Here is a 15,701-nt window from a genome sequence, read left to right as displayed (position 1 = left end):
TTATTCTTCTAAAATGCAACAAAATTTTCAACGAATGCGTCAAATCTGCTAATTCAACATAGAGGTAGATTGTAATTTTAACACCCACTCTACTAAATAAAAACTATAGACCGATCATATGAAAAACAGCTTATCTATTTACCCAAAATTCAAGTTTAGTTTAATTTACACAACCGCATTATTCTTGATGGTAGCATGTAGTGAAAAACAAGTATCAACAGAACACAGTGAACCTGCTACAATGAAAGATGTGTTTAAAAATGAATTTTTGATTGGAGTTGCAGTAAATGATTATCTTATTTTTGAAAGTGACAGTATTGGTGCTCAACTTGTAAAAAGAGAATATAATACCATAACACCTGAGAATTCCATGAAGTGGGAGCATATGGAACCAGAACAAGGTGTATTTGAATTTAAAACTTCAGATAGCTATGTTGATTTCAGCAAAAATAACAATATCGCCTTTATTGGCCACAATTTGGTTTGGCACAGTCAGTTGTCGAGTTGGGTAGAAGAAATAGAATCCAAGGAAGAGCTTAATACTAGTTTAAAAAATCACGTACAGACCATTGCTTCTAGATATGCAGGTAAAATACACGGATGGGATGTAGTCAATGAAGCATTAAATGAGGATGGTACGTTACGAAACTCATTATTTTTAGAAAAATTGGGTCCGCAGTATTTGGTCAATTCTTTTAAGTGGGCACAGGAGTCCGACCCCAATGCAGAGCTCTACTATAATGATTATAATATGACGAATAGCGAAAAAAGAGCAGGTGCTATAGCATTGGTGAAGAAACTGCAAAAGGAAGGCGCTAGAGTTGATGCTATCGGTATGCAAGGACATTGGAATTTGGTTGACCCTACTCTAGAAGAAATAGAGACAAGTATTTTAGAGTATTCTGCTTTAGGTGTTCAAGTAATGATTACTGAATTAGATATAACGGTTTTACCAAACCCTTGGGACCTAGTAGGCGCCGAGGTCAGTCAAAACTTTGAGGGAAGTGAATACATGAATCCTTATCCCAAAGAAATGCCCGATTCTGTAGCTACCCAACTTGCCAATAGATACAAAGATATTTTCAAGCTATTTAAAAAACATAGCGATAAAATTAGCAGGGTTACCTTTTGGGGTGTTAACGATAACAGTTCATGGTTAAACAACTGGCCTATTAGAAACAGAACCAACTACCCTCTTCTATTTGACAGAAATTATCAACCAAAAGCAGCTTATTACAGCGTATTGGAAGTTGCCAATGACAGTACATTATAATTAATTAACCAAATCTAACTTACATGAGCAACGATTTTAAAATATCTTTAAAAGAGAAAATAGGATATTCTTTAGGAGATCTATCCGCAAACTTGGTTTTTCAAACTTTAGTTACCTATTTAGCATACTTCTACACCGATATTTACGGTCTAGAAACCAACGATGCCTCTTTAATCATTTTCATAGTTGGTATGATAGCCGCATTCGCCTTCAACCCAATAATAGGTGCATTGGCAGATAGAACCCGTAGTAAATGGGGAAAATTCAGACCTTGGATCTTGTTTACCTCTGTTCCGCTGGGTATAGTAGCATTACTAGCTTTTAGTACTCCTAATTTTGATTATTCCGGTAAAGTCGTTTATGCCGCTATCACCTATACCCTATTATTACTGTTATATGCTGCGAACAATCTGCCTTACGCTGCTTTAAGCGGAGTAATTACGGGCAGTATGAAAGAGCGAAACAGTATTTCATCATATCGTTTTGTAGCGGTAATGTTCGCGCAGTTCTTTGTTCAGGTTTTCATGTTGCCTATTATAGAATATGCAGGTGACGGAGACAAGGCAATGGGTATTGAAGTTGTCATGACCTATTTAGCCATTATAGGTACGATAATGTTACTAATTACCTTTTTTACTACCAAAGAGAGGGTCATACCTACCATTGAACAAAAATCTAGCTTCAAAGAAGATTTGGGCGATTTGGTTAAAAACAGACCATGGATAATCATGTTGCTTTTGACCACTTTGGTTTTTATTACGTTGGCTATGAAGGGTGGTTCGTATGTATACTATTTTGAAAATTATGTAGATGCCAATAGTTTAGCTGATTTTATAGGTCCAATTTTAAACGGATTGAAAAGCATAGGTGTAGATTTCTTTGGAGACAACCCTATCTCTGCTGGTTTCGGACTTTTTAATGCTGGCGGAATCATTTTTATGATCGTAGGCATATCTTTATCTAAAGGACTCGCAGATAAATATGGAAAACGTGATGTATTTGGCTCAGCATTATTTGTATCGACATTGTTCATCGCTGTGTTTTACTTTTTTGCACCAACATCTGTAGAACTGATGTTTCTATCTCAAATATTACACGGGTTTTTCTATGGTATTACCATACCCTTATTATGGGCTATGATTGCCGATGTTGCCGATTTTTCTGAGTGGAAAAATAATAGACGAGCAACGGCCATTATATTTTCTGCCATGATGATAGGCTTAAAATTAGGACTCACCATTGGTAGTTCATTGGTTACTTGGATTTTAGGATTATATGATTACATACCAAAAAAATTCGCAACTACAGAAGCTATTATTCAACCAGATAACGCTGTTGAGGGCACCAAAATGTTGGTAAGCGTATACCCAGCATTAGCCTTCTTTGCAGCCATAGGATTATTGTTTTTTTATGAAATAAATAAAAAAATGGAGAACCAGATAGAACAAGATTTAATAACAAGAAGAAAAGTATAAGCATGCCAGAAGATAGTATTGAACATATAGATTTTGATGAGTTAAACGAAAAGGCTATTTCAAAGCCTTTAGTAAATCATATATACACCGCAGATCCATCTGCCCATTATTTTAATGGAAAAATCTACATCTACCCGTCGCACGATATAGAGTCCGATATTCCGTTCGATGATTTAGGTAGTCACTTTGCCATGGAAGATTATCATGTACTTTCAATGGATGATGTAGATTCAACAACCACTGACCACGGGGTTGCACTTCACGTCAAAGATGTTGAATGGGCAGAGAAGCAGATGTGGGCACCAGATGCGGCCCATAAAAACGGCAAGTACTATTTGTATTTTCCAGCGAAAAAGGCCGATGGTATTTTTCAAATAGGCGTTGCTGTTTCTGATAGTCCTACCGGTCCTTTTATACCAGAACCAGAGGCTATAAAAGGAAGTTACTCTATTGATCCAGCTGTTTTTGAAGATGAAGACGGAAGCTTTTACATGTATTTTGGTGGTATTTGGGGCGGTCAGCTACAGAAATACCGTAAAAATGAATATGGTGCCAACAATGAGCTTCCAAAACCAGAAGAAGTCGCACTACTACCCATAGTAGCAAAAATGACCGATGACCTTTTAGAGTTTTCAGAGATTCCAAAAGAAATTCAAATTTTAGATAAAAACGGAGAATTATTGCTAGAAGGCGATAATGACCGCAGATTCTTTGAAGCTTCTTGGATGCATAAATACAACGGAAAATACTACTTCTCGTATTCAACGGGAGACACCCATTTTATATGCTACGCCATTGGAGATAACCCCTACGGACCATTTACCTATGGTGGTAGAATATTAGAACCTGTAGTGGGTTGGACATCCCACCATTCTATCTGTCAGGTAGAAGGTAAATTCTATTTGTTCTATCACGACAGTAGCTTATCTAAAGGTGTAACACACCTACGCTCTGTAAAAATGGCAGAAATAGAACACTTGGCAGATGGTCACATAAAAACACTTTCTCCGTACAAAGAATAACCATCTCTAGTAATTTGATGTCTAAACAGATAGCTGTGAAAATCTCTAAAACAATATTGTTAGTACTACTACTGGTTTCAGCCATAGAAGTATGTCAGGCACAGGTAAAGCTACCTCAGATTATTCGCGATAGCATGGTATTACAGCGCAATAATACGATTAGAATATGGGGCTGGGCTAACCAAGGTGAAGAGATATCTGTGAAATTTAATGGAAAAACACGTTCTACGGTAGCATCTTCTAAAGGCGATTGGCAAGTAGATTTCCCTAAAATGAAAGCAGGTGGACCTTATAAAATGGTCATAAAGGCATCCAATGAAATTACTCTAGATAATATATTAATTGGCGATATATGGCTTTGTGCAGGGCAATCTAATATGGTGCATCAATTAGATATTCACGATGTTACCTATGCCGATGAGATAAAGAATGCAAACTATTATGAAATACGGCATTTTAAAATACCTACTCAAACAAATTTAAATGCCCCGGCAAAAGATTTTGAAGGCGGTGCTTGGAATAAAGCGGTTTCAGAAGAAGTCCGTTCATTTTCTGCTGTTGCCTATTTTTTTGCCAAGAAAATTTATGAGAAAAATAAAGTACCTATCGGACTCATAAATGCCAGCGTTGGGGGAACACCTATTGAATCTTGGATTAGCGAAGAAGGATTCAAAGAGTTCCCTGATGTTTTAAAGACTATCGATAGAAATAAGGACACCACGTTTTTAAATGACTTAATTCGAAAGAATAAAGAATTTGAAACTCAACACCCTAAAACTACTATAGACAAAGGCATAGCCGCACCTGTAAAATGGTATGAGTCCGATTTTATACCAAAAAATTGGCGAAGCATAAACATTCCTGGTTACTGGGAAGACCAGGGAATTCGAAACCTAGATGGAACGGTCTGGTACAGAAAAGAAATTGATATTCCGGCAACAATGGTCGGTAAACAAGCAAAAGTATTTTTAGGACGAATCATAGATGCCAACACCTTATATATCAACGGCAAAAAAATAGCTGAGACGACCTACCAATATCCACAGCGTAGGTATCCCATTGCTTCAGATGTATTGAAACCAGGAAAAAACACCTTTGTGATTAAAGTCACCAATTACAATAACAAAGGCGGATTTGTACCAGATAAACCCTATTACCTTTTTGCAGGAAATGATACGGTTGATTTAAAAGGAACTTGGCACTACAAGGTCGGTGAAGTATTTGAACCAAAACCTATACCATCTTTCGATAGCCCTATTAATACTCAGAACCAACCAGCAGCATTGTATAATGCGATGATAGCCCCTTACACCCAACTCACTTTTAAAGGGTTGCTCTGGTATCAAGGTGAATCTAATACTGGTGAACCAGAAAAGTATGGTGCATTTCAAGAAACATTGATAAAAGATTGGCGTAAGCAATTTCAACAACCAAATATTCCGTTTATATACGCACAGTTACCAAACTTTATGGATGTTAACTATACACCTGAAGAAAGCAAATGGGCAGAATTTAGAGCCGCACAAATGCATGGTTTACATCAACCAAATACGGCAATGACAATAAATATAGACCTTGGTGAATGGAACGATATTCACCCTGACAACAAAAAAGATGTTGGTGAACGTATGGCATTAGCGGCATTTAGACTAGCTTATAATGAAGATGTAGTCTATTCCGGACCTTTGTATAAAAGCCATACAATCAAAGGAAACAAGATAATTATATCGTTTTCTCATATTGGGTCAGCACTAATTACTAAAGATAATTTGGCTCCTCACCATTTCGCTATTGCTGGCTCAGATAAAAAATGGGTTTGGGCAGATGCAAAAATCGAGGACAACAAAGTGGTGATATGGAACGAAAATATCCCAAATCCGAAATACGCACGCTATGCTTGGGCAGATAACCCAGACAATCCAAACTTATATAATAAAGAAGGCTTACCTGCAAGTCCATTTACTACAGAATAAAGAATCACCAATTAAATGCAATTTTAAACACTAATTTTACCGATTGAAATATACCAAACTGCAACCTTTTAGGTTATAGTAGAAATCTTAATATAGGTAATACGAGATGTTTAATAAAAAATATACAGTTTTAGGTGAAACCATTCAGAAAGGCAAAGGTGCCCAATTGAATTTAGATATCGCGAAACTACATACCAGAACCAAAATTGAAGTTCCGGTAATAGTACAGCGTGGTAAAAAAGACGGTCCTACCCTATTGATTACTGGTGGTATTCACGGTAATGAAATTAACGGTGTAGAAATTGTCAGACAAATTGTTTCCAAAAAATTCAACCGTCCAGAATGTGGTATGGTTATTTGTATTCCAGTAGTAAACATATTCGGGTTCTTGAACCAGACCCGTCAATTTCCTGACGGTCGAGATTTGAACAGAGTTTTTCCCGGAAGCTTAAGAGGATCCTTAGCGAGCCGTTTTGCACATCATTTGGTGAAAGACATTGCTCCGGTTATAGATTACTGTATAGATTATCACACAGGTGGTGACAGCCGTTTTAATGCTCCGCAGATTAGAATTGACAGTGATGATGTAGACGGGTTGGCGTTAGCCAAAGTTTTTGGTGCAGAATTCATTGTTAAATCTGCCGGAAGAGAAAAATCGTTTCGTGAGACGTTACATCAACTTGACAAAAAAGTATTGTTATACGAAGGCGGAAAATCGCTTCATATTGATAGCGAAATAACCGATACAGGTATTGTTGGTGCACTGCGGATGATGCATCATCTAGGCATGCGAAATTTTGAAGAAGAACTTTCTCACTATGCCTTAAAAGAAACAGTTCCGAAATTGGTTCATGCCTCTAAATGGGTTCGAGCAAAACATTCAGGTATGTTTCACCCTACAATCAAAATTGGACAAGCAGTAAAAAAAGGAGAAGAAATAGGAAGTATTTCTGGTCCGTTCGGGTATTTTGAAAAGAAAATAAAAGCAAAAGAAACCGGATATATAATTTGCATCAACGAATCACCGATCGTGAATCAAGGCGACGCAATCTTCCATATTGCATACGAAGTAGAATAGGTTTCCAAGACATTTAAATTTTAAGAATTACAGGCTAAAAAGTTAAAGATCACCTGCAATTAAAACTAGCTATCTTACTGACTGAAGGATCATTAACCTTTCAACAAAAAACAAGTTGATTATTACTAAAATTCAAGTAACTACACATAAAACATCATCATTTCTTAGCTAAAGAAAGATTATAGATTGCATATTTTATAATCGACGATCGTTATTTTCAAAAAATCAATCTTCAACACGTTATTTGTCAAACTTTCAGCACTTTATAACAAAAACTAAGTACTTTTTACTAGGTCAAACTGCATAATTTAAAAGTTAAAGATCCTCTCAAGTTGAAATCTTCTAAAACATTGATTACATTAGTGTTAAGAGAATTTTTAAACTCCGTTTTGCATGACCGAAATAGAAAAAAAATTAGATAAAAAAAGTGTACGCCCCACTGCTATGCGCATACTTATTTACAAATTTATGGCAGGCAAGCAAAATGCGGTCGCACTTACCGATATCGAGAACGCTTTCGAGAAAGCTGAGCGAACAACGTTGTACAGAACATTAAAAACCTTTGAAGAAAAAGGTATTGTTCATCAAATAGATGATGGTACAAATGTTTCCAAATATGCATTATGTCAGCCAGGTTGTAATTGTGAAATAGACCAAGACCTACATCTACATTTTCATTGTAGCCATTGCGACAAAACAGTATGTTTGACCGAACATAAAATTCCGCATATAAATCTACCGGCAGGTTATATTGCCGAAGATGCCAATTTGGTCATTAAAGGTATATGCGATTCGTGTAGCCAGCATTAAATGCACTTCTGTTGCACGATCTCTTTTCAGACCTTGCAGGTATTATGAAGAAGAAGAAAATAGATTTAAAAGCCTTTACAACACCCCAAAGTACTTGCGCTCATTGTAGCGACGAAGAACATACACACGAAACAGCTGCACCTTCAACCAGTATTAAATTATACGTAACGGCAATTATCAGTTTTATCATGCTGGTCATTGGTATTACCTTAGATTATTTTAATGCAGTACCATTCTTCAAAAACTACATACGTTTAGCTTGGTATATCGCGACATATATTCCCGTTGGCTTGCCAGTTTTAAAAGAAGGTTGGGAAAGCATCAAAAAAGGAAATTTCTTTACAGAATTCTTTTTAATGGGCATTGCCACGATCGGGGCATTCGGTATTGGCGAATATCCAGAAGGTGTGGCGGTAATGGTCTTCTACGCAGTGGGTGAAATTTTTCAAAGTGCTGCGGTTCAGCGTGCTAAAAGCAATATTAAAGCTTTACTTGATCTACGACCGGATCAAGCCTTGGTTTTCCGAGATCATAACTTTATTTCAGTCTCACCAGAAGAGGTCAAAATTGGAGAAATCATACAAGTAAGAGTAGGCGAAAAAGTGCCGCTAGACGGAATATTACTCTCAGAAAAAGGGTCATTCAATACAGCTGCCTTAACAGGAGAAAGCAAGCCAAATACCCTTAAAAAAGGAGAACCTATATACTCAGGCAGTATCAATTTAGACGGAGTAATTGAAATTAAAACCACAAAAATTTTTAAGGACAGTTCTATTGCCCGTATTCTAGATATGGTGCAGAATGCCACAGCTAGAAAATCGAAGACTGAACTCTTTATTAGAAAATTCGCGAAGGTATATACTCCAATTGTTACTTATCTGGCTATTGCATTGACTATTCTACCCTACTTTTTTACGGAGAATTATGTCTTTCAAGATTGGCTATATCGTGCTTTAATATTCCTTGTAATTTCTTGTCCGTGTGCTTTAGTTATTTCAATTCCGTTAGGATATTTTGGCGGATTAGGAGCTGCATCACGTAACGGAATTCTTTTTAAAGGCGCATCTTTTTTAGACACCATGACCAAAGTAAATACAGTGGTTCTGGACAAAACAGGCACCGTTACCAAGGGTGTTTTTAAAATTAAGGATCTTGTTAAAGATCAGATCTTTACCGAGGCAGATTTCATGAAGTACTTGATCGCTATAGAATCACAATCTACACATCCTATCGCTAAGGCAATTTTAGAATATAAGACTGAAGGAAAAAAGTTTAAAGCAACAGATGTCATCGAAATTGCCGGTAAGGGACTACAAGGAACAGTTAATCAAAAATCGATTTTGGTCGGCAATAAAGCGCTGATGACTGCGAATCAAATCAATGTTCCATCAGAGACCGACAGCATTGTAGAATCTATTGTAATGATGGCTATCGATGGAAAATTCGCTGGTTATGTTACCATTGCCGATGAATTAAAAGACGATGCCCTAGAAGCCATTGCAAATATTCGTAAATCGGGAATTGATAAAATTATTATGCTCTCTGGCGATAAAAATTCCATCACCCAACAAGTAGCACAGCAATTGGGAATCGATTGGGCAAAAGGCGGATTACTACCAGAAGAAAAGCTGGAAGAGATTGAAAAACTCAAGAAACTACCGAATACCAAAATTGCTTTTGTGGGTGACGGAATCAATGATGCTCCCGTACTTGCCATTAGTGATGTCGGTATTGCCATGGGCGGATTAGGCAGTGATGTTGCCATTGAAACTGCCGACGTCATTATACAGAACGACCAACCTTCTAAAATTGCCACGGCTATTAAAATCGGAAATTCGACACGAAAAATTGTTTGGCAGAATATTGCCTTGGCATTCGGAGTAAAACTTATTGTTCTAGCATTGGGCGCCGGCGGACTAGCAACCATGTGGGAAGCAGTTTTTGCCGATGTGGGTGTTGCGCTATTGGCGATTTTGAATGCGGTACGATTGCAGAAAATGCAGTGGAGTTAACCGTCATTACGTACGTAGTGAAGTAATCTGTTTTTGATAAACTAAAACTCACTTGGTGTAGAAATTCGGCAGATTGCTTCGTTGCGAAAAAGCTCCTCGCAATTTCGTTTAATAACAATCCGTTTTTAGCTGATTACTTTTTTCAAAGGCTTCGAAAGTGATGGTTTGGTTTCCTTTTAATATTATTTCTATTATGTCGAGAACATTATGTTGCATGGCTAATGAACCACAGATCATAATTGTACCACCTTGGGTGATGGTTTCCAAAACCAAATCTTTTTGCTCTAAAATGACATCTTGAACATATTGCTTTTTTCCTTCTCGAGAGAAGGTGGCGAATACATTAATATTTTCATTGAATGCTCCTGATTTTTGTAAAACAGAATTATAAATCGACATAGAAGCCTCTGATCGCCCTCCCCAGAACATCGATATATTCTGAGTTGTATGCTCTGAGATCATCCCTAAGAACGGAGCTATGCCGGTGCCATTTGAGATGAAAATTGAATTCTTTGATTTTTCCGGAAAATGGAAATGTTCGTTTCGGTCTATGGCTGCTTTTATAGTTTCACCAACTTTTAACCCGAAGAGAAAATTAGAACCTCTTCCTAGTTTATGTTTTTTAATACTCAATAAAATTTCATCTTCAATTCGAGCTACGGAATATTGACGAACCGTATCATCTGCATTCGGAAAAATAGCTAACAGATCTCCCGATGTAAAAACAATCTTAGATTTAGGTTTCAATCTCAACAGAAAAGTATCATCACAATTCAATTCTGTTCGTTCAACAACTTCGAAATCTACTTTCTTATATTTCTTTTTCTTAACGAGTGGTCTTTCTAGGGGAATTGTAAATCCGACTTTAGCAGAAAATTGAATCATCCACAGTTCAAAAGAATCAAAATCGGAGTTATTAATTTTAAAAAGTGGCAACTGCTGTTGAAAATTCTTTGCCGATGCTATCTGATTATCTAGTTCAATAGCGAACTTACAGTAATCTGGATAATCTAACGACCCTAAACCAATAACCGAAAAGTCAATTTTATTCGGCTGTTGTATGGTCGAAAATAGTGCTGGAAATTTTCGAGCATTCGTTGGCGGCTCTCCTTCTCCGTAGGTTGATGTAAATACTAGTATATTTTTTGCTTTCTCGTAGGCGGTATATGTATTAAGCTCAGTTAAATAGACCTTCTTACCAACCTGTGTTAATCCATTATAAAATCGTTGTGCAAAATCGAATGCAGTACCACTCTCCGACCCTACTAAGATTATATACTCACATTCATCTTTGTCTAATAATTGGGTAATTCGTTCTCCTTTTTTTCTACGCTTCAAGGTCATTACGAAGCCAGAATACATAAAAAACAAAATAGATGCACTGGCAAGCAATAATATGATGGACCAAATAACATTGCCTTCGCCCGTGTGCAATACCAAGCTCAAACGCGATGCCAATGTCACAAAAGGGTAATCTCCACTATGCACTATGGCTCCAGTTAGCTGATTCACGGCTACTTCCCTATCCTGCAAAGCAATTAAGTAGTATTCTTCTGGATCATCTGAAAAAGGAAATTCAACTTGTCGAACAGCTGCTAATGTAGTTTCCTTAAAAAAGGGCACTTCTTTTATGTCGTCATACGCCTTGGCATTTTCATTGACTACAACTTCTTGTTTTTCAACAATTGCATCTGGCAAAAGATTAAACTTTTCGGCAGACAAATAAACCCCTGTTACGGCAAGAATTATAATAGGAATAAAGAACCAACGACTCAACACCACATGGTATCGTAATTCAAAATAATCTTTCTGAACTTTTGAGAATAATTTCAAGAATCCTCCTTGGCGCCTAGCTAACAAAACCAAACCTGTAATAGCAATAATAGCCAAGAGTAGTGAAATAAGACCAACAAAGAATCGACCTATACTTTTTAAAAACAAAGACCTATGTACATTAGTCGCAAAGGTATAAATTGACGGGCGCTCTTCCACTTCACCCAACTGTTTACCAGTTATGGGATTCACATATACATCTAAGGTTTCCATATCCATCGTCAGTACCGAAGCCTTTACGAACCCTGACGATTCTACTTCTAGGCCCAACACTTCGTCATAAGTATTCTTTAAAGCATCAATTGTAGTAGCCAATGAAACCTCTTCTAAATTTTCTACTGCATAGCCTTTTGTTTGGTGAGAAATGGGTTCAACCGCTAAAATTATTCCAGTAACCGAAGCCACTATTAAGAATAACGAAGAAACCAGAGCGAGGGTAAGATGACTATAGCGCCAAATAGAAATTGTCATACGAAGTAATGTAATTATGTAACCTTATATTATTTAAAAACTTCCAGAACACCTGTACTAAGACATTCTGGAAGATTGATTGTGATTGTAAAAATAAACACACCTACGTCACATTGAGCGCAGTAGAGAACTCTTAAGTTAGTATCTCGCAAACCTTGAATTTTGACTGCGCTTAATGTGACACGTTAACATACTGACTCTACTCAACAGATTGCTTTGTCGTGAAAAAGCTCATCGCAAAGACGTCATTCTGCTAAATGGTAACCTTAAACTTAAATATTGCCACTTTTCAACAGATTGCTTCGTCGCGAAAAAGCTCCTCGCAATGACGTTTTCAATTTAAAGCTATTACTGAGGTAGCATACGTACGTAACGAATGAATCCTTTACCCTCTACCTTTGTTGTTAAGTTCGCTGTGGTCAACGGAAATTGAATATCATCTGCATAATACCCTTGATCTTCAACAGAAGTTTCAAAACGAAGGCTATATCCTTTATCTATCTTATCCGTAGGAATTTGCAAAACATTCAATGCGCGTTCTCCACCACTAATGGTCTCACCAGAAATAGCATCTATATTTGGACGATTTTTTCCATAAAATTTCCACCATTCGGTAATTTCACTGTACCACTCGCTGTCTTTACCTTGAACGTATATGGTCTCTACATACTCATTATCGGCATCAACAATAGATACGATCAAGTAAGCACCTTCGCCAGAATAATTTGTTAATTGAATAAGACACTTTACAGGAGTTTTATCTACCGGAGTAAATGCTGTTAACAAAGCCCAGACCAATAGCACTGCCGGAATGTATTTTAAAAATCTTTTCATCTATATATAAGTTTGTAATCTAATAAATATGTATAATTATCGGTTAATTAAGTTATTGCTTTAAGAAATCTAGCGATGTGTTCTCTTTCTGCAACACTTCATTCTCACTTGCCAAATCGTACACCGTTTCTTCAAAATCAGTTGTACTCTTTGCGTCTGCACCTTTAGCTAACAAGAATTTAAGTAACTTATCATTCTCTGCTTTCATAGCCGCCAAATGCAATGCCGTTATCCCTTCATCGTTTTTAGCATTGATATCGATATTGAAATCAGATACCTTTTTCAATAACTCAAGGTCATTTTTCTTAGCTGCAACGTGGTACAAGGTGTTCCCTTCGCCTTGAACAGTATTAAATTTTAATCCTTTAGACTTCAACAAAGCCAATTTAGCATCAAAAGCAGCTGCATTTCTTTTGCTAAATGAATCTGCCAAGAAAAAAGCCGCAGTATTTCCGGTAGCATCTTTCGCATTGATATCTGCACCTTTCTCTATTAAAAATGCTACTACATCTGCTGAATTGTCATGAGTTGCAAGCATAAGCGCAGTTTCACCACTATTGTTAGCAACATTAACATCGGCTACATCTTTTGCCAATAATTGAACCATAGCAAGCTCGTTTCTCGCAGCAGCGTTCAAGAACGGAGTGTTCCCCTTTTCATCTGCCTGGTTTACATCTGCACCAGCATTTAAGAAAAGCTCAATAATGGCAGCATCTTTAGTACCATAAGCTAAACGGTGTAAAGGGGTGCTTCCATTTTTTTCTATAATATTAGGTTCTAACCCTAAACCTTTTAAATAGGTATAAACCGGTAGACCATTGCTGAATCCGCGTCCGCCTTGAGAAGCAAACATAAAGGCATTACCACCATTGTTGTTCAAAGATTTATAATCAACTCCCCTTTCAACAAGCAATTTCAAAAAATCGATATTTCCTTTTTTAGAAGTGTAATTGAAAATTCCGTTACCGTCATTATCCTTACTATCAAGGGCAAGACCCTTACTTAAAAAGAAATCTAATTCTTTTTCGCTTTTTAACGATGCTGAAGCAAGTAGTAATACATTAGCCCCATGGTCATTTTTCTCGTCAGCCAAATTCACGCCTTTTTTTTCAAAGGCGTTATAAACCGTAGGGTTTGTTAGTCCCGCATTTGCACCAAAAGCAAGTGGTGTAAAACGGTGACTATCTAAAGCCGTAACCGAAGCACCGTTGTCCAATAAATATTGAACTAATTCGGCATCGCCAGAGTAACTGGCCCAATGTAAATAAATACGGCTGTCGTGAGTTTTTTTATCTACCCCGTTACCTTCAAGAGATAATAAATACTTAATTACTTCGGTATCTTGTTTAGTGGTAATTGCCAATGTCGTGGCATCAAAAGAGTTGTTGTCTAATGCAGATGGATCGTTACCTTCGGCAATTTTTTGCTTTACGGCAGCAACATCGGGGTTACTTTTCCAAAATTTACGATCCAACAATTCATTCTTCTGCTGTGCTATACCAGTGAAGCTAATAAACAACAGTGCAGTTAGGGCTATTTGTTTTACGGTTTTCATGTTCTTATTTTTTAACAAATGATGTGGTTTTTTTATTTTTAATCTTCTTTGAAATAACACTCCTAAATATTAGCAGTACAATTAAAAATGACTAGTTAACTAGTCATATCATTAATTAATTTAGTTAACAAAAATAATTATTTTTATTTATTCTAAATAAGAATTGAGTTGTTTTTTTTAATTCAAGAATTAATTTATTTACTAAATACCGAAATTAAACTTGGTACAACTACCCTTGTTAAAATTGAACCATGAGTATAGCCAAAATAAATACATTGCTTTTTTCAATAGTCTACGCTAATTCTAATTTTTATAGACAAATTTTAAGTTTGATCAATATCTTTATTACTATGGTTCAACGACTGGTAAAGTATTTATATGAAATTAAATTGACACATTCGGAAATTTATAAAAGATCTATAACATATGTTATATATAAAATTGTTAGGGCACATTAGAAATCAAGAATAATATGATATTAAAAAGAGAGAAATTTGAATATCAAAACAAAACCTTGATTGAAAGAGTTACTATCAATCCTCCATATAAATATGAAGCTATATTCCAGAATGAAGGATGTTTTATTTATGTAAAAGGATCAGACAGTAAGTTTTTATCTTCCGAAAACAATCTTAACCTGAACGAAAATCAAGCAGTCTTATTAAATTGCGGAACCTATTTTGTAGAATGGCTTGAAAAATCAAAGCAGACTATTGAAGTCATAGCTTTTCATTTATACCCAGAAATTCTAAAGAAAATATATCTGCAAGAATTACCTAAATCACTAACCCAAAAAAACAGAAAAAATCAAATTAAAAAAATTGATCCAGATAATACCATTTCCAAATTTGTAGACTCTCTCAATTTTTACTTTCAGAATCCAGCATTGGTTAATGAGGACTTATTAGAATTAAAAATTAAAGAACTTATTTTATTATTAGTTCAAACAAAAAACTCCGAATCTATATTGGAGATTATTTCTGACTTATATTCACCAAATGTTGTGAGTATAAAAAAAGTTATAAAGCTTCATTTATATGAAAATCTATCTCTTGAAGAATTGGCAAAATTATGTAACCTGAGTCTATCTTCTTTTAAAAGACAATTCAAGACTATATTTCAAGATAGTCCTACCAATTATATCAATCATAGAAGAATTGAAAAAGCTAAAGAACTTCTGAAAGTATCAGATTATTCTATTAGCGAAATTTCATTTCATATTGGTATTCAAGATCCTCAATATTTCACCCGTTTTTTCAAAAAAAAGGTGGGAATTACACCTTCCTCCTTCAGAAAGAAGCAAAGCTAATTATACTAGATAATGGACTAATTATCCTTTTTGTCTGTTTTGATTTAATAGATATT

Annotated in this window: 11 protein-coding genes; 8 read left to right on the top strand and 3 right to left on the bottom strand. The window is 36.0% G+C overall.

Features of this window, described 5'->3' with window-relative positions; all coding sequences use genetic code 11:
• The first annotated feature begins 118 nt into the window (after positions 1-118).
• From DFQ03_RS14005 to DFQ03_RS13975, 7 genes are all read left to right on the top strand, one after another.
• Positions 119-1,273: an endo-1,4-beta-xylanase gene (locus DFQ03_RS14005; RefSeq protein ID WP_133673797.1), complete on the top strand. Its 1,155-nt coding sequence runs from the start codon at positions 119-121 to the stop codon at positions 1,271-1,273.
• Positions 1,274-1,296: 23 nt separating this feature from the next.
• Entirely contained in the window at positions 1,297-2,748 is a 1,452-nt protein-coding gene (locus DFQ03_RS14000; protein WP_133673796.1) for an MFS transporter, read from the top strand.
• A 2-nt stretch (positions 2,749-2,750) separates the two neighbouring features.
• The gene (locus DFQ03_RS13995) at positions 2,751-3,770 is read left to right on the top strand and encodes a glycoside hydrolase family 43 protein (RefSeq protein ID WP_133673795.1); all 1,020 of its coding nucleotides are present in this window, start codon (positions 2,751-2,753) and stop codon (positions 3,768-3,770) included.
• A 35-nt stretch (positions 3,771-3,805) separates the two neighbouring features.
• Entirely contained in the window at positions 3,806-5,743 is a 1,938-nt protein-coding gene (locus DFQ03_RS13990; RefSeq protein ID WP_208295926.1) for a sialate O-acetylesterase, read from the top strand.
• A gap of 106 nt (positions 5,744-5,849) precedes the next feature.
• Positions 5,850-6,821, top strand: coding sequence for a succinylglutamate desuccinylase/aspartoacylase family protein (locus tag DFQ03_RS13985; RefSeq protein ID WP_133673793.1), 972 nt, complete (start codon positions 5,850-5,852; stop codon positions 6,819-6,821).
• A 393-nt stretch (positions 6,822-7,214) separates the two neighbouring features.
• Positions 7,215-7,631, top strand: a complete 417-nt coding sequence (locus DFQ03_RS13980) for a Fur family transcriptional regulator (protein WP_133673792.1) — start codon at positions 7,215-7,217, stop codon at positions 7,629-7,631.
• A gap of 44 nt (positions 7,632-7,675) precedes the next feature.
• Positions 7,676-9,643, top strand: a complete 1,968-nt coding sequence (locus DFQ03_RS13975) for a heavy metal translocating P-type ATPase (protein ID WP_133673888.1) — start codon at positions 7,676-7,678, stop codon at positions 9,641-9,643.
• Between the two features lie 108 nt (positions 9,644-9,751).
• Here DFQ03_RS13975 and DFQ03_RS13970 read toward each other — a convergent pair whose 3' ends face one another.
• The 3 genes from DFQ03_RS13970 to DFQ03_RS13960 form a co-directional block, all read right to left on the bottom strand.
• A complete protein-coding gene (locus tag DFQ03_RS13970) occupies positions 9,752-11,947 on the bottom strand; it encodes a PepSY domain-containing protein (protein ID WP_133673791.1) in 2,196 nt (731 codons plus the stop codon).
• A 348-nt stretch (positions 11,948-12,295) separates the two neighbouring features.
• Complete coding sequence (locus DFQ03_RS13965; RefSeq protein ID WP_133673790.1) at positions 12,296-12,781, bottom strand: DUF2271 domain-containing protein; 486 nt, start codon at positions 12,779-12,781, stop codon at positions 12,296-12,298.
• A 52-nt stretch (positions 12,782-12,833) separates the two neighbouring features.
• Positions 12,834-14,336 (bottom strand): ankyrin repeat domain-containing protein, encoded by a 1,503-nt coding sequence (locus DFQ03_RS13960; RefSeq protein WP_133673789.1) that lies wholly within the window; start codon positions 14,334-14,336, stop codon positions 12,834-12,836.
• A 472-nt stretch (positions 14,337-14,808) separates the two neighbouring features.
• Between DFQ03_RS13960 and DFQ03_RS13955 the strand changes: the two genes are divergently transcribed.
• A complete protein-coding gene (locus DFQ03_RS13955) occupies positions 14,809-15,645 on the top strand; it encodes a helix-turn-helix domain-containing protein (protein ID WP_133673788.1) in 837 nt (278 codons plus the stop codon).
• The last annotated feature ends 56 nt before the right edge of the window (positions 15,646-15,701 follow it).

The sequence above is a fragment of the Maribacter caenipelagi genome (assembly GCF_004364175.1).
Classification (GTDB): Bacteria; Bacteroidota; Bacteroidia; order Flavobacteriales; family Flavobacteriaceae; genus Maribacter; species Maribacter caenipelagi.
Note: the sequence above shows the minus strand (reverse complement) of the source record. Positions and strands in the feature narration are given on the sequence as shown.

Excerpts from the sequence above, each read along its gene's own strand:
- DFQ03_RS13985 (WP_133673793.1), top strand. The coding sequence starts at position 5,850 with ATGTTTAATAAAAAATATACAGTTTTAGGTGAAACCATTCAGAAAGGC.
- DFQ03_RS13975 (WP_133673888.1), top strand. The coding sequence starts at position 7,676 with ATGAAGAAGAAGAAAATAGATTTAAAAGCCTTTACAACACCCCAAAGT.
- DFQ03_RS13960 (WP_133673789.1), bottom strand. The coding sequence starts at position 14,336 with ATGAAAACCGTAAAACAAATAGCCCTAACTGCACTGTTGTTTATTAGC.
- DFQ03_RS14000 (WP_133673796.1), top strand. The coding sequence starts at position 1,297 with ATGAGCAACGATTTTAAAATATCTTTAAAAGAGAAAATAGGATATTCT.
- DFQ03_RS13955 (WP_133673788.1), top strand. The coding sequence starts at position 14,809 with ATGATATTAAAAAGAGAGAAATTTGAATATCAAAACAAAACCTTGATT.
- DFQ03_RS14005 (WP_133673797.1), top strand. The coding sequence starts at position 119 with ATGAAAAACAGCTTATCTATTTACCCAAAATTCAAGTTTAGTTTAATT.
- DFQ03_RS13980 (WP_133673792.1), top strand. The coding sequence starts at position 7,215 with ATGACCGAAATAGAAAAAAAATTAGATAAAAAAAGTGTACGCCCCACT.
- DFQ03_RS13965 (WP_133673790.1), bottom strand. The coding sequence starts at position 12,781 with ATGAAAAGATTTTTAAAATACATTCCGGCAGTGCTATTGGTCTGGGCT.
- DFQ03_RS13970 (WP_133673791.1), bottom strand. The coding sequence starts at position 11,947 with ATGACAATTTCTATTTGGCGCTATAGTCATCTTACCCTCGCTCTGGTT.
- DFQ03_RS13995 (WP_133673795.1), top strand. The coding sequence starts at position 2,751 with ATGCCAGAAGATAGTATTGAACATATAGATTTTGATGAGTTAAACGAA.